Below are 17,760 nucleotides of genomic sequence, written 5' to 3' on the forward strand. Positions count from 1 at the left end.
GGAAAGGCGCTTGAAGGGTCGTGTTCTGCGTTCACATTATGTACTTGTTCTTGGCGGACCTGATAGCATGTGTGGGCAAACGAACTGTTACGGTCATACCTGCATGAATCGCCTAGTTTACCTTGATGGACACGCCACCACGCCACTTGCACCGGAAGCCGCCGAAGCGATGGCGCGGCTATGGGCTGAGCAGGCTGGGAACGCCCATTCGCCCCACGCCCGCGGCCAAGCCGCCGCAGTGGAGATCGAGCGTGCGAGGACGGAGGTTGCTCTCTTGATTGGGGCTGCGCCGTCGGAAGTCGTCTTCACCTCGGGCGCTACCGAAGCCAATAACCTCGCGCTACTTGGTGTTGCTGAAGCAGCGCGAGAGACTGGGCAGGGTCGGCGGCGGATCGTAGCCTCCGCGATAGAGCACAGAAGTGTCTTAGCGGTGCTAGAGGAGCTGGGGGGGCGCGGATTCGAGACCTGTTTGGCACCGGTAACGCGTGATGGGCTCGTGGATCTCTACGCTCTCGAGGAGATTTTGAACGAAGGGACCCTACTTGTCTCTGTGATGGGCGCTAACAACGAGATGGGGGCTTTGCAGCGTCTAAAGATCGTCGCGAGCGCCGCCCATAAAAAGGGGGCACTCGTCCATAGTGACCTTGCGCAGCTCGCAGGTAAGCTGCCGGTGGATGTAGCTACTCTCGAACTCGACTATGCTAGTTTGTCGGCACATAAGCTACACGGCCCCATGGGCGTAGGTGCCCTTTACGTGTCCGCTCTCGCGTCGCTTCGTCCACGCCCTCTAATGTTTGGAGGCGGCCAAGAGGGAAATCTTCGACCCGGCACCCTGCCCACCCCGCTAATTGCTGGCTTCGGGGCGGCAGCTAGGCGCGCGCGATTAAGGATGGGTGAGGATGGCGAGCGACAAGCGGCGCTTGCTGAGCGAATGCTGATTGAGCTCAAGGCGCGACATGTTCGGTTCATCCAGAACGTGGCTAGTGCAGCACGTTTGCCTGGAAGTTTAAGTCTCCAGTTTCCGGGTATAGACGCCGATGAGCTAGTGGGACGCCTGTCGGATGTGGTATGTTTATCAACCGGTTCTGCTTGCTCGGCTGGCCATATGGCTAGTTCTTATGTGCTTAAGGCCATGAATTTGACTGAGGCGGAATCCTCCTCGACTTTACGTATGTATTTCGACAGGTACGTGTCGGAGGATGACGTGGGCTATGCGGCCGACAAAATCTCAGCAGCCGTACGAGCAAGCCTTGTCACTGGATCGAGGGTCCAGTAGCATAGTGTCATGAGGTCGATTCTTGCTGATACTAGCGTGCGGCTGCAGTTCGCCGGCCATGAAACCTTCCCTTTGAGGCTGCTTTGGCTGCGCAAAGCCTATGACGCAGTTGCAGCGGGATCCATTGGCCGTGGAACATTTCAGGAACAAGATGCCATTGCCCGGTTTGGCGTCGGACGAAACATGGCAATCTCGATCCGGCACTGGGCATTGGCCGCGGGGGTTCTGCGTGACGAGGGTGGCTTGCTCTCGCCGACGCCTTGGGCGAGACGAGTTTTCGACCTTGGAGAGGGTTTTGATCCCTATCTCGAAGAACCGGCGACGCTTTGGCTGGTGCATGCATCGATTGCTGGAAAGCCGGAGCTTGCCACTTGGTTTTACGCGTTCAATGGCCTGAATCAGGCGATGTTCGATCGTAACATGGTGGTCCAAGGTCTGATGGATCTCATTAAGGATCGTTCTGGCCTGCGGGTATCATTCGACACCTTACGTCGCGATGTCGAAGTATTCGTTCGCAGTTATGTGGCGCGCAGGGATGGCGGCGAAGATGCTGTCGAGCCGCTGCTCGCGGAGCTGGGGTTGGTGCGAGAGTCGCGTCTCGCGGGTCAATTCGAGTTCGTTCGCGGGCCGAAGCCGACCCTGCCAGACGGCGTCTTTGCCCTGGCTCTTTGGCAGTTCTGGACCCGCTGGCATGAGACGTCACCTACTATGTCGGTTGAGCAGGTAAGCTATGCGGCTGGATCGCCGGGCAGGATCTTCAAGCTTGATGAGGAAAGTGTTCTTGAGCGAATGACCCGGCTTGATCAAGTAACTGACGGAGCGTTGGTTTGGACCGACACCGCTGGGCTACGACAAGTAGCTCGGATCCGGCCGCCGAACGAATCTCACTTGCTAGAGCAGGCATACAACTTGGAGCGGAGAGAGGCAGCATGACCCGGCTCATCGAGCTTGTTCAGGTCGAGCGCCGGTTCGCCCGCTCAGCCCGCTTGGATACTGATCTGCAGGGAGCGCCGCCTCTGGTTGGCTACGTCATGCAGCCCAGTGTAAATCGCGCGCTAGAGGCCATGACGGATGGCCTGACGGAGGCTGGTCAAGCGGCCTTCACGTGGACGGGACCTTATGGAGGTGGCAAATCCTGTGCCGCCCTTCTGGTAGCGAGCTTGGTGGCGGGGGAGGCCGAACAGCGGGCTCTTGCCGCGCGACTAGCTGGGCCGGAACTGGTTGAGCGGTTTGCAGCAGCCTTCCCTGAAACCGGCAAGGGCTGGGCAGTTCTCGCCCTAACTGGCCGACGCGCGGAGCTTCGTAACGAGATTGCCGAGGCAGGTGCCATTACCTTCGGTTGGTCCAAAGACGATACCTGCAAGCTCGCGGATGACGATCGTCTGCTGATAGCCAAGCTAGAAAGTGAGGCCTTAGAGCGCGACGGCGTTCTGCTGCTTATCGACGAAATGGGCAAGTTCTTGGAGTACTCTGTGGCCGAGGGTGGCGACGTCCATTTGCTGCAGGATCTCGCTGAGCGCGCCAGCCGCTCTAAGGGTCGCCTCGTCGTGGTGGGGCTGCTACATCAGTCGTTCGAGCAGTATGCCAACAAGCTCGGCAAGACGTCCCGGAACGAATGGGCCAAGATTCAGGGCCGTTATCTGAATATCCCGTTCGTGGCCCAAGCAGATGAAGTGGCTGCGCTTATTGCACGCGCCGTGCAGGTGAAGACACGGCCATCCGCTGCTAAGCCGTTAGCAGTTGCAACCGCCGACGCCGTCGCAAAGCGGCGTACTGTGGATGCTGAGGCGCTTGCGGGCGTACTTGAGGCATCCTGGCCGCTGCACCCAGTGACAACTCTTCTTCTTGGCCCCGTTTCGAGGCAGCGGTTTGCGCAAAACGAGCGGAGTGTCTTCGGATTCTTGGCATCGGCCGAGCCGCATGGCTTTCAATCGCACCTAGCCGCGATGGACGTAGACGCGGCAGACCCTTGGTTCGGGCCCGACCAGCTTTGGGACTATCTCGTTGCAAATTTCGGCTCGGCCTTGGCGGTGGGGGTAGACGGCACGCAGTTGTCGCTGGCTATAGAGGCGGTGGAACGGGCCGCTCTGCGAGGAGCCTTGCATGCAAGACTGGCCAAATCTGCGGCGCTAATTGAGTTCTTCCGCAATGGCTCGGGCCTTGCGGTTACAGATGACATCCTGACGCTCTGTGCCCCCGCGGCAAAAGCCAGCGAGATCGAGGAGGCAATCGCCGAGCTGGTGGAGCGGGCAGTCTTCATCCGACAGCCACGGCTTGGCGGCTATGCACTCTTCGCCGGCAGTGACTTCGATCTTGATGAGGCGATTACTAACCATCGCGAGCGCCTAGATTCCGAAACTCTTGCTGATCTACCTGCGCGCTTGCAGATTGGCCCCATTGCTGCCAAGCGGCACTATATGGAGACTGGCGCACTCCGGACCTTCGACGTGGTGCTGCAGTTAGGCGAGGAGGTGTCCGTCGATTTGGCTGGATGGGCGCAGTCCTGCGCTGAGCGATTGGCCCGAGGAAAGCGGAAGGCAAGTGGGATATTGGTACTGCTGCTGCCGGATGGCGCTTCTTTCAAGGTCGAGCCGGAGAAGGCTGCCAAGGAGCTCTCCACCGCGTTGGCAGCACGGGGCCTGATAGCAGCGGTAGGTGCCGCTAAGTCAGTCTACATGCTGCGCGATCATGGGGCAGACCTCTATGCCATTGATCGCCTAGAGGTTGCACATCCTCAGCTTGAGGGTGACCGTATTGCGCGTCGTGAGCTGGCCGCGCGCCGCAGTCAGGTTTTGGAGGCCGTCCGGCGGGAGTTGTTGTCCACCTTCGCTAGTGCCAGCTGGTACAGCTGCGGCGCCAAGCTGCAGGGGTTAGACGGCAGCCCCCTCTCGATGATCGCGTCGATGGTCGCCCGGACAACTTTCGATCAGGCACCCATTGTGCACAGCGAGCTACTCTATCGCGATAAACCCTCAACCAACGCCATGGCCGCTCTACGGGCGCTCGCCTACGCCATGGTAAGCAAAGGGAGTGAGCCTGATCTTGGCATGATAGGCTACCCGCCGGAGCGCGGTCTCTATCTTACTATTCTGCGCCCACTCGGCTTGCATCGGCCAGATGCCGACGGTGTCTGGCGGTTCAGCAACCCGGAAGACGCGGCTCTTGGCGCGTCGCTCCAATCGGCATGGGAAGTGGCTTTGGCGGCCACGTCCCTCCAACTCGACGAGCTTTATAGGATCTGGGGCAGGCCGCCCTTTGGCGTGAAACGGGGTGTGATGCCAATTCTGGCGCTCGCCTATCTGCTTGCGCACCGCGCCTCGGTCGCAGTCTATTTGGAAGGAATCTTCCAACCGCAGTTAGACGAGGTCTTCGTAGATCGCCTACTCCAGGATCCATCGCATATCGAGTTCCGGCGCATCCGGCGTTCGGGCCAGGACTCGGCTTTTATCAACGCGCTGGCGCACCTGCTCAGCCTCGAGGGTGAAACCCTGGAAGCTGAGGCGCTGCCTGTTGCCGCCCGTCTATATCAACGATTCCGGGCTTTGCCACAGTGGGCGCAGCGTACGCAGCAGCTCACTGAGCGAGCGCGGCGCATCCGCGACGTCGTGGTAAAGGCCTCAGATCCGGAGGCCCTTCTCTTCACTGATTTAATGGACGTCTTGAAGGAGGAAACGGATCTCGCCGTGGCGGTCACCGGCGCACTTGAAGAGTGTGAAGCTGCCTTCCCGCGTATGCTGAGCGAGCTCAAGGAAGGATTAGCTGAGCAGCTTGGTGTCGCGCCAGGAACTTTTGAAGGGCTTGGACCACGGACAGTCATGGTGACAGGCGTAACCGGGGACTTGCGCTTTGACGCATTCGCCATGAGGGCCGGCACATTGGAGGCAGCAGACGGGGATATCGAAGGTCTGGCGAGCCTCTTGGTACATAAGCCCCCGCGTTCTTGGACGGATCGTGAGCAGCAGCAAGCCCTTTTCGAGCTCTCCAAGCTCACACGCCGCTTCCGTGAGGCTGAGGCGTTGGCTGCGATTAAGGGCCGAGACCCCACTGCACAAGCCATCTCGCTGGTCGTTGGGCTCGACCCTAGAAGTCAACCTCTCTTCCACACTTTTGAGGTAACCGAGCAGGAGCGGCAGCAGGCGGAGCGCTTGGCCGATACCCTGTTGTACGCGATGCGGGGTGAAATGGCGGCCCCCACTCACGTCGAACTCGCGGCCATCGCCCAGGTGATCGAGCGCCTGAGCGCCCAATTGAGCGAGGCCGCCTGATGAGCGAAAGGCACATTTTGGGGGTTTCCGGTGGGCGCGATAGTGCAGCCCTCGCTGTATACATGCGTGAGACTGCCCCAGAGCTCGATCTCGAGTATTTTTTCACCGACACGGGCAAGGAGCTTGAGGAGGTCTACCAGTTCTTAGATCGGCTTGAGGGCTTTTTAGGCAAGCCCATCACGCGGCTTAATCCCGACCGCGACTTTGAGTTCTGGCTTCGAGAGTACAATAATTTCCTGCCGTCGCCGCGGACTCGCTGGTGCACGCGACAGCTTAAGCTTAGGCCGCTTGAACAATGGCTAAAGGAGGACCTCGACGCAGGCGTCACAATACATTCGTACGTTGCCATTCGGGCAGATGAGCCCAATCGCGAGGGTTACAAAGCCACCCACGATAACATGCAGGTCCACTTGCCGCTGCGTGAAGCCGGAATCGACCGAAGAGGGGTTATTGACATACTTGAAGGTGCGGGAGTGGGCGAGCCGGAATACTACAGGTGGCGTTCCCGATCGGGCTGCACCTTCTGCTTCTTCCAACAGAAGATCGAATGGGTACGCCTGAGCCGGGAGCACCCCGCGGCCTTTGTAGAAGCCAAAGATTACGAGAAGACGGCCCTCAGCCACGGCTCTCCCTTCACGTGGAGCCAGGGGGAAAGCCTCGAGGAACTCGCGCAGCCGGAGCGAATTGCCGAAATCGAGCGGGAGTTCGAGACTCGTCGAAAGCGGCAAGCCGCCAAGCGGCCGCTCAATCCGCTCGCCGGCGACACGCCGCCCACGATTGACGATTTGTATGGAATCGACGAGGCTGCGGCTGGCTGCGTGGTCTGCCACAAGTAGCAGGAGGTTCCCCCACTGGCCTGAAAAAGGTTTAGCAACCAAAGAATACCGCGTTATACACGAGGGATTGAGCGGCGGAGGCCGCTTAGAGTTTTTTTTGGGGGGGCTGTGTCCAAGCGGTTAATCGACACATTGGCGCGTGCTGGCGTTGAGCCACTTTACGCGCTCGCTGGCAAGGGCGCTGTAGACCTACTTGACCGTCTTGAGACCCGTGCACTTAACGCCCACAACCTTGCCGTCATCGTGGTTGAGAGACTAGGTGCGAATGAAGCTCTTAAAACAGCCGATATTCGCAGCTTGGCGATTAGCGCGCTGAAACCTGAAGAGGCCAAACAGCTCAGCGAAGTATTGGCTCTCGAGGAAGGTGATCCCTTCAATCAACTAGCAAATGTTGATTTTTCACGCTCCGAGGGTCAGCTCACTACTCTCCACGCCTTCTTTGGAGTGGCCTATGAGGCGAGCTTGGAGGAGGAGACACCCTCCACTGCAACGCTCCAGCCGCCTTATGTTCTCTTTCCCCACCAACGGCGTGCTGCGCTCAAGGTGCGCGAGAAGCTGGGTCCCAATGATGCCCGGGTTCTACTGCACATGCCGACGGGCTCCGGCAAGACTCGGACTGCCCTAACCAGCATTGTGGACATATTGCGTGGCTTGCCAGACGGGCAGGTGGTTGTCTGGCTTGCTCACTCTGAAGAGCTATGTGATCAAGCCGCGGAAGAGGCGGCGCGAGCCTGGGCGACCCTAGGTTCACGGGAGATGACGATCTATCGTCATTATGGTGCGCACCGGATTGCTGACTTCGGGCGGGTACAGGACGGGTTTATTGTCGCAGGTTTACAGCTCCTCTACAAAGACAGCCTCAGCCGGCAGGGAGAGATCCTCGAACTCTCAAACCGACTGAAGTTGATCGTCATGGACGAAGCGCATCAAGCAATTGCGCCTACCTACAGCCACCTCATCAACCTCCTACAGCGGCGACCGGTGACGGGGATTTTAGGACTCTCGGCGACGCCGGGGCGTTCCTTGCGCGACGTGGAGGCGGATCTCAAGCTAGCCGAGTTCTTCCATCGGCAGAAGGTGCAGCTAGTAATCGAAGGCTATGCCAACCCTATCGATTACCTTATTGCGGAAGGCTATCTGGCAAAGATGGATTTCATGCAACTGCCGTTCCGCCCCCGTGGGGACGTGCATCTTTCGAAGGCGGAAGAGGAACGGCTGCAGGAAGGCTTTGACCTCCCGCCCAGGATCCTCGAGCAGTTGGCCGCGGACGATATGCGCAATCTGCTTATCATTCAGAACGTGGAAGCTGAGATCGCTGCTGGTGGAAGGATAATCCTTTTCGCTATGTCCGTGGAGCACGCCGGGCTACTAGCAAGCGTGTTGCGACTTCGGGGGGTCAGGGCTGCGGCGGTGACCTCAGCCACGGCGACAGAACGGCGGAGGCAGATCATCCAGCGCTACCGCGACACCGACGAGTTGGACGTGCTCTGCAATTACGGGGTGCTCACCACCGGGTTCGATGCGCCCAAAACCAATGTAGCTTTCATCGCGCGGCCGACCGCTTCGGTGGTGCTCTATAGCCAGATGATAGGTCGCGCTGCGCGCGGCACAAGAGCAGGCGGTAACGAGACCTGCCGAATCCTAACCGTTGTTGATCAGGCGCCAGGCTTTCGAAGCCTCGCCGAAGGCTTTGAGTTCTGGGATGACATTTGGGAAGAGGAATAGCCAGTGACCTTCGCGATCATTCCTCAGGCGCTGTCCATCAAGGCGATGCGCAGCTCTGGGTACAAGGACAGTGCGTATGCAATCGCCGAGTTGATCGATAATTCCATCCAAGCAGGGGAGGACCTCGAACGGCCCATCCAAGTGCAGGTAATTTGTGTCGATAAGCCAGGCTACGACGGCGGCCATCGCCGGCTGAACCGCTTGGCAGTCTTCGACAACGCCTGTGGCATGGACGCCGATACGCTTCGGCGCGCCTTGCAGTTTGGCGTAGGGGGCCATCTCGATGAGGAAAAACAGAAGGGTATAGGCAAGTTTGGCATGGGCCTGCCTAATTCGTCGATATCCCAATGCCGCCATGTCGATGTCTACACTTGGCAGAATGGCCAGACCTGGCACAGCTATCTGGACTTGGACGAGATCATGAGCGGGGCAATAGTCGAAGTCCCGGAGCCACAGCCCGCCGTCATCCCGAAAGAATGGCTGACTTTGGTAAGCGGGGAGATCGGCGAGAGCGGAACCCTCGTCATCTGGTCCGAACTCGATCTGATGAAATGGAAGCAAAGCACAGCGCTGCTACGTAATGCCGAATTTATGATCGGGCGGATCTACCGCTACTTCATTAACTGGGGCGGCGTGAGTATCCGGTTGGCAGCCTACGAAGAAATTGGTGGACGGTTTGTCAACAATATCGACGAGCTAGTCCGTTCCAACGATCCGCTTATGTTGATGGCTCGTACGAGCGCACCCGCGCCGTATGACATCTCGCCGGCTTTTGAGCCCTTCGGAGAGCCGCAGGAACTCGTGGTTGGCTTTGATGGGCAGCAGCACAGGGTCGTCATCACTGCATCAATCTGTAAGGTGGAGACCCGAAAGGGGGGCGGCAGCTCTGCCATCGGTTCATATGCCCGAAAGAACCAAGGTGTCTCGGTCGTCAGAGCAGACCGCGAGCTCGAGCTGGACCGCTCCTTTGAAAACTCCTACGACACACGGGAGCGGTGGTGGGGCATCGAGGTCAGCTTTCCACCGGGACTCGATGTGGTCTTTGGGGTAACCAACAACAAGCAGTCGGCGACTGGCTTCCAGCGCTTAGATATCGAAGAAGACGCAGCCGCCCAAGGGATGAAGCTAGCCGACTATCAAGAGCAGCTGAAGCGTGATAACGACCCACGGTTGCCAATGTACGAAATCAGCAACCGCATCGACAAGCTGCTGGAGACTATGCGTGTCCAAATCAACCGGATGCGCGAGGGCGAGAGAACCGAACAGGCGGCAAAGTCCGAAGATGGCACAACGGCGGAAACCATTGCGACCCGAGCTCTACGCCGACGGCAGGAGAAACTCGGTGCGACGGGCGCTAGCGACAAGGATGAGAACGCCTCCGACCAAGAGCGTACGGATGCATTAAGCGGGGAGATCGAGCAGGAGGGGCTGGATCCGCAGACCGCTCGGGAGATTGCAGTCAGCTACGTGACGCGAAAGATTAAGTTTCTCTTCCGACACGCCGACTTCCCAGGCTTCTCGGTTTTTGACGTCACTTCCAAGGCCGGAGTTATTATTATCACCATCAACACCAAGCACCCGGCACAGGCGCACCTCTTCGAGCTACTACGAGAAGGTGAGGCGGACACGCCCGAGAGTCCGGCGTTGCAGGGGCTAAAGCTACTTCTTACAGCTTGGGCGCGCATGGAGGACGAGGCGACGGGCGACCAAAGGGTCGAGTTGGAGGATGTCCGTGGGCAGTGGGGCCGCATCGCCCGTGACTTCTTGAAAGAGGCGGACGAGTAGGCGCAGTCAGTGTTCTGGCGCAACCTAAACGCTCACGTGCGACGCCATCTTGGTCTTGCGGAGCGATCCGTTGTAATTGCGGCGCCTTTCATCAAGGTTTCGGCCCTTAAGCGGCTTCTTGAAGCGGTGGCGCCTGCGGTTAGCTTGAGCGTCTACACACGCTGGCGTGTAGACGAGGTGGCCGCTGGCGTAAGCGATCTGCAGATCCTGGACATTTTGGAGGCCCGGCCTTTGACAGAACTTGGTCTGTGTGACGAACTCCACGCCAAGCTCTTCTTGGTGGATGGTACGCGAGCCTTGGTCGGATCTGCAAACGTCACCGCGGCAGCTCTGGGGACATCGTCCAAGCCCAACCTGGAGTTGCTGCAAGCAGTGGACATGGAGGCTGCGACAGCAGCGCTATTTCTCGCCGACCTAAAGGCGAGGAGTCGGACAGCGACGCGCGAAGAGGCAGACTTAGTATTACGTCTTGCCGCTGATCTGAAGATCCACCTGCCGCCGGACCTTGGCTCGCCCTCCGATGCGCAGCTTGATGACCCCACTGCGAGCGACCTGTCTGCTGGCTGGTTTCCAGAATTCCGTTCACCTGATCGTCTCTACGGGCTCGCTCGGGACACCGAGTGGTTGGTCCGGTCAGCACCATCGGAGGCGGCCCTTCGAGACCTTCTCGCTTTAGACGTGGATGTTGGAGGTGGCGATGCCGCGTTCGAGGCGCGGGTGCGCGAGAAGTTGCGAGGCTCGCCGATGGTTCAACAACTGGAGGACTTTTTAAGTGAGCCCCGCAGGTTCGGGGCTGTCACGGAATGGCTGAAACGCCTACTGCCGGATGCCAACCATGCTCAACGGCAGGCGGCGTGCCAGACGTTGATCCGTTGGCTCATCTACTTCGATCCCGAGCGGTACGAGGTTGGTACGCCTGGCGCTTACTCTGAGGTGCTATCACTGAAACGCTAGCGGGGGCGCTGCCTCTATAATTAATAGGGACGTTGAGCCCCGCTCCCGCGGCGGGGATTCCGCTATTTTGGATCCCCCTAACCGTCCGAGAATTCGTAATCCTTCGACCGCTCCCGCGAGCCGGCACTGCCGTGACGCGTATGCGGTTACAGTATCGCCTTCAGCGATAGCCAGCATCTGCACCAACCACTTTAATACGGCCAGCCATGGAAATTCATCCGAGCCCTCACGACAGCGATTTTTACTAGGTCCTCCCATGGGTTTGGCTCGCGAGCCCAAGATGCCAACTCCACGACGGGGTCGCTGCCTAGGCTTAATCGGCTCTCGATGGACTGTACCGCCGCTATTCCAAAACCCACTAATTGCTTGTAGCGCCGCTCGGCTGGGTGTTGTCCGCCAGTACTCGCGTAGGCCGCGTGGCGGCCCGGAAGGTTGCTTAGTGGGTTGCTCGCATATTTTAGCCCAACAACTGCTGTTTGGAGCTCGGCCGTCCCCTCGGGTCTCTTCAACTTCAGCGCGGATCGCGCACGCCGCATTAGGAGGTTGATCCTGGAAGAAAGCCACTCGACGTGCCCGTAAGGCAGACCATATTGCAATCTTGGCTTTGCACCCGTAGGCTGATCCGGGTGACGCCCCTGGCTGAAGAGATATTCATCCAGCCCAATAACAGGGTAGGAATCCAGGGGCACCTCTCCAACATATCAACTATCAGTTCGGCTGCGTTGAGCACGCCGCTCACCTGTGCTCGTTCCATAATTTCGCCCCGGCGGTTTATGCACTCGATCCTTACGGGACCGCCAAAAAACGTCAGTACGCCCAAAGGCCGCGGATTTCTTCCTTTGGCAGCCGTTCTCAGCGTCAAGGTACCGGGCTGGGCCTGGAATTCCACTAAGCGGTATGTTCCCTCTCCACCAAGGAAAGTGCGCCAGCGCAGCCCCACCAGCAGGTGGTCAGCTGTAAGCGTGGGTCGTGGCATGTAAGCCTCCTTGATGGTGAGTAAGGGGGTGCTGACCTTATGACGCTGGTGCCAAGTTCGAGTTTCACACGGAGCCGATATGAACGAGGCGGCGCAATGACCATGATAGCGGGCTTCGATCTCTACGCCTGCCCTACCTGCGGGCGTGTGCACCGAAAGGCGCGGCTGGTGTCGATCACCTTCCGAGATAGCGACAGAGACGTGGACGGTCGATTTCTCCCGGTGCTTCCGACGACGATACCGTGCGGCTGCGGGACCGCGTTCCTTTGGCGAGTCGCGGCACATGTCGGGTACGTCCAGCCCGAGCCGAGGCAGCACCGTTCGCTGTGTTGCCACCTACTGCGGCGAAGCGGCCGGGAGTGATTGGCAGGGCGTGGCGCGCTGTGCTTCGCCATCTAGGGCGACTGATCAGGCGGTAGCGGTCCGCCGGCCATCACGTAGATGTGGTGGCGGCCAGATCGCTCAGCGTCATCGTAACCGTCCCACTAGGCGCCGCAGGCGCTCCGATGACCATGCTGCGTGGCAACAGATGCGCCTTCCAAGCCAGAGGGGCAGGATACCACACTCTCCCGAACTGCCGGGTGCACTAATATCAAGGAGCCGCGTTCCTGCACCCAAGGGTCCTTTTTCGCCGTCGGGCATGGCAGAGAGTGGTCTGCGACTACCCAAGGGCCTCCTCTAGCTCGGCGTCGAGTTGCAGCGAGCGGTAGTGCTCGGCAGGCGCGGCCGAGTGCATCAGCCGCCAGTGCTTCAGAAAGCTCTCGTCCACGTCCCAGCGCCGGGCCATGTCCTCCGCCCAGCCGTCGAGGCAGGTGTCAGGCTCATGCGAGGCAGGGAAGCCCACCGGCCACACGCTGTCGAGTTGGAGCTGTGTCACTGTCGCGCCGGCCACCTCGACGCGCGACACGCTCCACGCGAAATCGGCCGCAGGCGCGCCGGGTGGGAACAGCATCATGGCTTGCTCCTTAATGGCCATCCGCACGCGGCTGGCGGTGATCCAGAAAAGCCGAATCAAGGGGCTTCCGCACACCGCGCGCGATGCGGGATCGTCCCAAATCTCCCGCATCTTCTCCTCGACGAGCTTGTCCGAGCGGACGGTGTCGCCGAAGCGCCAGTACACCATCCGGCGCAACTCGTATCGCGCGGCGGCGTGCGTGTTGCAGCCATGCACATGAAGGCTGACTGGCCCATCGCCAATTGCGTCGATCTCGGCGGGGCTCACGGTGAGGCCCAACGTCACGAACTTCCTCTTACTCTCCAGGAACTTGATGGCCCACCACACTAGCTCAACCTGCTCGGCGGTCGGATCGTCGGGCGAGTGGCCACCGGCCTCGGCCCGCAGACCATTCCATGCGCGTTCAATTTCAGCGGACAGCGGCGGAAGGGGCATCAACCGAGCGAGCTTCCACGCGGCCTCTGCCTCCGAGAGGCAGGAGAGGGTGTGCCGGCGCTTGCCGGCGTTGTCGACCCACCACCCTTCATAGCCGGCACCAGTCCGCGCGGTCGAAACACCAAAGTCAGTCCAACCCATAGTCATCTCCATAGTTGTTTAGTTCTTAACAAGGTGCCGCTGGCACGCCTCGCCTCGTCCCTCACACTCCCTACAGGACGTCGAGGCGCGTCCCTGAAGGGGCCGGCCCTCAGTCCCGGCCTGTCGCATGAACTTCACGTCGAGGCGAACCCCAGGCGTCGAGGCAGCTCACGTCGCGAACGGGCCGGGCAAGGGCTGGACGGCGAACGGCGACTGCGTCCAGAGCACTGCGATCCCTTGCTTGGTGTTGGTGCTCGTGCTACCGGGCTTGGCCACCTTCACCGGCACCTCGGCGATCCAACCTTGAGCAGCGCACTCGGCGAACGCGGTCTTGGCCACGTCTGTCAGGCGGCTGGAGTGGACGGATGCAAAGAAGGGTGCCAGCGCGCGCCCCACCGCGTCGCCATAGAAGCGCCCGACCGCTCGCGGCGAGGCACTGTAAGCGGTTGTCCCTCCGCCTACACCTTGAGCCAGCGTCCGCAACACCGCTTCGAGAGCTTGCGCCGTGAACTGGCTTCCCGGCGTACGTGGCGTAAACACTTCCGCCACGCCGACCCAATCCGCCTCAGGGTACTCAGCCGTCGCGTTGTTCATGGGTACGCCGACGATCTTGAAGAACTGCCGCGCGTCCGCCGGCCCCATGTTGGCCTTTACCGCGATGACCTCCCGGATGTCACCATCCTCGCCGGGCATGGCGCCGATGTCGCGGAGGGTCTTGGCATCGGACTTGCGGACCAGCCGGACGCCGCGTGATAGGTTCACCCACGCCACGGCACCGAGCGTTGCCTCGGCGTTGTCGCCCATGGCCGCCGCGCCTTTCTTGGTGTGGGCGACCAGTACGATGGCGCAGTCAGTCTCAGCGGCCACCCTCTTGAGCGCGACTAGGACCGCCGCGGCCACCTCGTTCTCGTTCACGCCAGCTGTCACGAACGCGGCAAGTGGGTCGAGCACAAGGAGCTGGGCGCCGATCTCAACGACAAGCTGGCGCAACCGAGCGATGCCGCTCTTGTTGACGCGAGCCCGGCCGGTTTCGCGGTCCACTTCGGTAAGGGCAATACCAGCTACATCTGGGTCGTCAGCGCCGGCGATGTGAAGCAGGCCAACATCTTGCGTGCTGAGCCTGTGATGCGCCAGCGTGGCTTGGTACCGCAGCGTTACCTCACCGCGCTGATCCTCGCCGTTGATCATCAGCACGCACAGAGGCGGGTGACCGAGCGGGCCGGCATGGTCCGTCCCAGCTGCGACCGCCATGCAGACCAACGTGACCACCGTGCTCTTGGCTATGCCGCCGGGGCCAATGATCAGTGTCACTTCACCGCGCAGCCCCAGACCTCCGGCAACGGGTCGCCGCTTGTGCATGACGTCGAAACCGCAGCTGAAATGTAGGCGACTGGCTGCGCCGCCGACCGGCGTGGTGATCGCCGACGCCGCGTCCGCCGTGATGAGCCCAAGATTGTCGAGGTCGAGGATAAGGCCGGTCAAAGTCTTGACCGCGTCGCCCTCGGCGAGCCTCTTGGTGCTACGGGCGATGGCTCGGTCTAGTGCCTCGTCATTTGCTGCCTCGTCGTACCCGTTCGCGTGAACGCCAGTCGACGAGAACGCGGTCGGTTGCCTCGATATCTCGTGGAACAGTTCGCGCAGATAAGACTCGGCGTCGGGATGAACAACGATCGCAGCTGCAACCGCGCTCGCGAGCAGAAACCAGCTGCCGTAATCGCACCAGTGATCAGCCGGCACCTGGCGCAGCCGGCACGCTTCCTCAAGAGCGAGGACGCCGGCCCGCTGAACCAGAGGTAGGTTCGATGTTGCCGTGTAGGGTAGGCGCTGGCGAACGCCCGCCGGCTGGTCGCCGAAGGTCCAGGCATCGTCGTCGGCTTGTGGTGGGGTGATCTGGCGTGGTGTCGCGCCGAGCGTGCCCAGCAGCCACTCGACGGGCGCCGTCGCGTCCATGTTAAGCATCCGCACCCCCAACAGTGTTGCCGGTGACCGTCAGGTAACGCTTGTCGGTGTACAACTCGACGCCACCCTGCGACCTCCCGGCGACGACGGGACGCGCTCGACAAAAGATGCGGTAGCCGGCCCCACCGGGCGACCACTCGACATAGGCGCCGTAGGGGCGGAACAGGCTGATGATCTCGTCCGCGCGAGCCTGCTGGGCGGCGTTGCCCTTCACCTTGTCGATGTCGACCCCCGTGAGAGCCAGCCCCTCCGCGTCGAGCCGGCCATCTAGGGCGATGCCGATGCCGTCGAAGTTGTCGCACAAGTACGCCATGACGACAGTGTCGAAGTCGCTCCAAGTCGCGGGGTCGGTCGAGCTAGCGTGGCGTCCGTCCGGCTGGTGCGGCACCTTGGTCCACCGCCCGCCTTTATAGGTCATCCGCCAGAGTACCCAGCATGGGCGGCTTCGCAGCAGTTCAGGGATGTTGTCCATGATCACGGCGAGGACGGAGGGCTTGGACATGGACGCCTGCACACCTCTCACCGCGTCACCTCGCCCTTGCGCGGCCAGCTCTGCCGCCGAGAACGCGGCTTGATTTCCGTTACGCCCGGCGCGCGCCATCCCGCCGGGTCCGCGCGCCACGCGCGCAGGTCGCCGACGCGCCATGCCGAGGCGCGGTTGCCGATCTTGATGGGGGCGGGGAAGCGGCCCTCTTGGATGCGCGCGTGCGCTTCCGAGCGGCTGATGGGCGACCGCCTTGCCCAGTCCGCCCAGCGCAACAAGTCATCGTCCGACAAGTCATCGAAGGTGTAGGTCTCGTCCACGATATTGTCTCCTCCACAGGTAATCAATGGAGGAGGTATGTCGACGTAGTTGTGTGTTCTTCAAGGGCTAAACAGGAAGCTGTTAGCTAGTTAACATAAAATAAAAGAGTTGCTATCACCAACTATTGGTGCTTGTTAGCTGTGCTGACATGTTACCATGAGATTGGTATTGCATATCAACTAGTTATGCGACTGAGCTGGATAATCTCGCCGCCAGCCCTCAATTTGTCGAGATAGTTGCTCCACCACGCCGCCATCTCGACGCGCTCTTTCCAGTGTGCGCCCCGGTGATAAGCCGCGCGTACAAGGTCCGCGTCTTTGTGGGCAAGGGCGCGCTCGATGGCGTCGGCGCTCCACCTGCCGCTCTCGTTGAGCAGCGTGCTCGCGGTGGACCTGAAACCATGTCCCGTCATCTCGTCCCCACCGTAGCCCATCCGGCGCAGCGCGGCCGTGATGGTGTTTTCGGACATGGGCCGGGCAGCGGAGCGGGTCGACGGAAAGACGTACCGCCCGCGCCCGGTCAGCCGCTGGACGTCGTGGAGGATGGCCACCGCCTGTTTGGACAGTGGAACGGAGTGCGGCTGGCGCATCTTCATCTTGCCGGCAGGGATGATCCACACCGCCTTGTCGAAGTCGATCTCCGCCCACTCGGCATGCCGCAATTCGCCGGGGCGCACGAACACGTGAGGGGCCAGCTTGAGCGCTGCCATCGTCGTCGGCTGGCCTTCATATCCTTCTATGGCGCGCAGCAGTTCACCGACGCGCTTAGGCTCTAGGATCGCCGCCCGGTGCTTGACCCTTGGCGATACCAGCGCACCGCGAAGGGGTTCGGCTGGGTTCGAAGACGCCCGGGTGGTCGCGACCGCGTACCGAAAGACGCGTGCCGCAAACGAGCGCAGCCGCTGCGCCGTTTCCAGTCTCCCGCGTGCCTCCTGCTTCTTGAGGGTCGCAAGCAGCTCCTGCGGTGAAATTTCAGCAACCGGGCGCTCGCCGATGGGCGCCAGCAGTTCCAGGAACCAGCGCGCCTTCTTGGTGGTGCTGGCGGTCCGGCCTTCGCGCTCGATCTTGTCGATGTACTCCATCGCGACGGATTTGAACGTGTTGGCGATGCTCAACGCCTGCTCGGCCTGCTTCTGCTTCCGGGCCGCGCCGGGGTCTACGCTGGCTTCCAGCAGCTTGCGTGCTGCGTCTCGGCGTGCTCGGGCATCACTAAGGCTGGTGGCGGGGTAGGTGCCCAGCGACAGCTTTTTTTCTTTGCCGTCTGCGCGGTACTTGAGCCGCCACAGCAGTCCGCCAGAAGGCTGAACCAGCAGGAACAGCCCCTTCTCGTCGGCCAATTTGTAGGGCTTCGCGCGGGGCTTAGCGGCCCGGATAGCGGTGTAGGTCAGTGACATTGGGGGCCACTCCTGTGGGTATGTTATGTAGTGGCCCCTTATGTGGCCCCCAGCCGAGAGCGGCTGTGTGGTGACATGTCAGGGTGTATGTGACAAGACAGCATACAGTATAGCGCAGATTTCTGGGCTTTGACAGGCGTTGGTGTCGTACGGCAGATGGGGGAGTGGTGCCGGATGTCGGACTTGAACCGACGACCTACCGCTTACAAGGCGGTTGCTCTACCACTGAGCTAATCCGGCGCTACCAAGCGCGAA

At 60.8% G+C, this 17,760-nt stretch carries 12 protein-coding genes and 1 tRNA gene; 7 read left to right on the top strand and 6 right to left on the bottom strand.

What is annotated here, in order from left to right; genetic code table 11:
* Positions 1 to 103: 103 nt before the first annotated feature.
* The 7 genes from WJU21_RS13520 to WJU21_RS13550 all read left to right on the top strand — a co-directional run bounded on the left by WJU21_RS13520 (position 104) and on the right by WJU21_RS13550 (position 10,841).
* A complete protein-coding gene (locus WJU21_RS13520) occupies positions 104 to 1,276 on the top strand; it encodes a cysteine desulfurase family protein (RefSeq protein ID WP_346324069.1) in 1,173 nt (390 codons plus the stop codon).
* 9 nt (positions 1,277 to 1,285) lie between these two features.
* Positions 1,286 to 2,209 (top strand): DUF4007 family protein, encoded by a 924-nt coding sequence (locus tag WJU21_RS13525; protein ID WP_346323969.1) that lies wholly within the window; start codon positions 1,286 to 1,288, stop codon positions 2,207 to 2,209.
* Positions 2,206 to 5,541 carry an ATP-binding protein gene (locus WJU21_RS13530; protein ID WP_346323970.1) on the top strand — a complete coding sequence of 1,112 codons (3,336 nt, stop codon included), beginning with the start codon at positions 2,206 to 2,208 and terminating at the stop codon, positions 5,539 to 5,541. Before WJU21_RS13525 ends, WJU21_RS13530 begins: the two co-directional genes overlap by 4 nt.
* Positions 5,541 to 6,377, top strand: a complete 837-nt coding sequence (locus WJU21_RS13535; RefSeq protein ID WP_346323971.1) for a phosphoadenosine phosphosulfate reductase family protein — start codon at positions 5,541 to 5,543, stop codon at positions 6,375 to 6,377. The genes WJU21_RS13530 and WJU21_RS13535 overlap by 1 nt, the downstream gene beginning before the upstream one ends.
* 108 nt (positions 6,378 to 6,485) lie before the next feature.
* Positions 6,486 to 8,102 (top strand): DEAD/DEAH box helicase family protein, encoded by a 1,617-nt coding sequence (locus WJU21_RS13540; protein WP_346323972.1) that lies wholly within the window; start codon positions 6,486 to 6,488, stop codon positions 8,100 to 8,102.
* A gap of 3 nt (positions 8,103 to 8,105) precedes the next feature.
* Positions 8,106 to 9,887 (top strand): ATP-binding protein, encoded by a 1,782-nt coding sequence (locus tag WJU21_RS13545; protein ID WP_346323973.1) that lies wholly within the window; start codon positions 8,106 to 8,108, stop codon positions 9,885 to 9,887.
* A gap of 9 nt (positions 9,888 to 9,896) precedes the next feature.
* On the top strand, positions 9,897 to 10,841 hold the full coding sequence (locus WJU21_RS13550; protein ID WP_346323974.1) for a phospholipase D family protein: 945 nt from the start codon (positions 9,897 to 9,899) through the stop codon (positions 10,839 to 10,841).
* A gap of 1,637 nt (positions 10,842 to 12,478) precedes the next feature.
* Here WJU21_RS13550 and WJU21_RS13555 read toward each other — a convergent pair.
* From WJU21_RS13555 to WJU21_RS13580, 6 genes are all read right to left on the bottom strand, one after another.
* Complete coding sequence (locus WJU21_RS13555) at positions 12,479 to 13,348, bottom strand: hypothetical protein (protein ID WP_346323975.1); 870 nt, start codon at positions 13,346 to 13,348, stop codon at positions 12,479 to 12,481.
* 168 nt (positions 13,349 to 13,516) lie between these two features.
* Positions 13,517 to 15,298 (bottom strand): AAA family ATPase, encoded by a 1,782-nt coding sequence (locus WJU21_RS13560; RefSeq protein WP_346323976.1) that lies wholly within the window; start codon positions 15,296 to 15,298, stop codon positions 13,517 to 13,519.
* A 1-nt stretch (position 15,299) separates the two neighbouring features.
* The gene (locus WJU21_RS13565) at positions 15,300 to 15,809 is read right to left on the bottom strand and encodes a hypothetical protein (protein WP_346323977.1); all 510 of its coding nucleotides are present in this window, start codon (positions 15,807 to 15,809) and stop codon (positions 15,300 to 15,302) included.
* 17 nt (positions 15,810 to 15,826) lie between these two features.
* Positions 15,827 to 16,111: an AlpA family phage regulatory protein gene (locus WJU21_RS13570; protein ID WP_346323978.1), complete on the bottom strand. Its 285-nt coding sequence runs from the start codon at positions 16,109 to 16,111 to the stop codon at positions 15,827 to 15,829.
* Between the two features lie 176 nt (positions 16,112 to 16,287).
* A complete protein-coding gene (locus WJU21_RS13575) occupies positions 16,288 to 17,505 on the bottom strand; it encodes an integrase arm-type DNA-binding domain-containing protein (RefSeq protein WP_346323979.1) in 1,218 nt (405 codons plus the stop codon).
* 165 nt (positions 17,506 to 17,670) lie between these two features.
* Positions 17,671 to 17,745: transfer RNA gene (locus WJU21_RS13580), tRNA-Thr, on the bottom strand.
* Positions 17,746 to 17,760 lie beyond the last annotated feature (15 nt).

It is taken from the genome of Emcibacter sp. SYSU 3D8, assembly GCF_039655875.1.
Classification (GTDB): domain Bacteria; phylum Pseudomonadota; class Alphaproteobacteria; order SMXS01; family SMXS01; genus RI-34.

Bases quoted from the DNA above. Each gene is read 5' to 3' on its own strand.
- WJU21_RS13520 (WP_346324069.1), top strand. From the start codon at position 104: ATGAATCGCCTAGTTTACCTTGATGGACACGCCACCACGCCACTTGCA.
- WJU21_RS13525 (WP_346323969.1), top strand. From the start codon at position 1,286: ATGAGGTCGATTCTTGCTGATACTAGCGTGCGGCTGCAGTTCGCCGGC.
- WJU21_RS13530 (WP_346323970.1), top strand. From the start codon at position 2,206: ATGACCCGGCTCATCGAGCTTGTTCAGGTCGAGCGCCGGTTCGCCCGC.
- WJU21_RS13535 (WP_346323971.1), top strand. From the start codon at position 5,541: ATGAGCGAAAGGCACATTTTGGGGGTTTCCGGTGGGCGCGATAGTGCA.
- WJU21_RS13555 (WP_346323975.1), bottom strand. From the start codon at position 13,348: ATGGGTTGGACTGACTTTGGTGTTTCGACCGCGCGGACTGGTGCCGGC.
- WJU21_RS13560 (WP_346323976.1), bottom strand. From the start codon at position 15,298: ATGGACGCGACGGCGCCCGTCGAGTGGCTGCTGGGCACGCTCGGCGCG.
- WJU21_RS13565 (WP_346323977.1), bottom strand. From the start codon at position 15,809: ATGTCCAAGCCCTCCGTCCTCGCCGTGATCATGGACAACATCCCTGAA.
- WJU21_RS13575 (WP_346323979.1), bottom strand. From the start codon at position 17,505: ATGTCACTGACCTACACCGCTATCCGGGCCGCTAAGCCCCGCGCGAAG.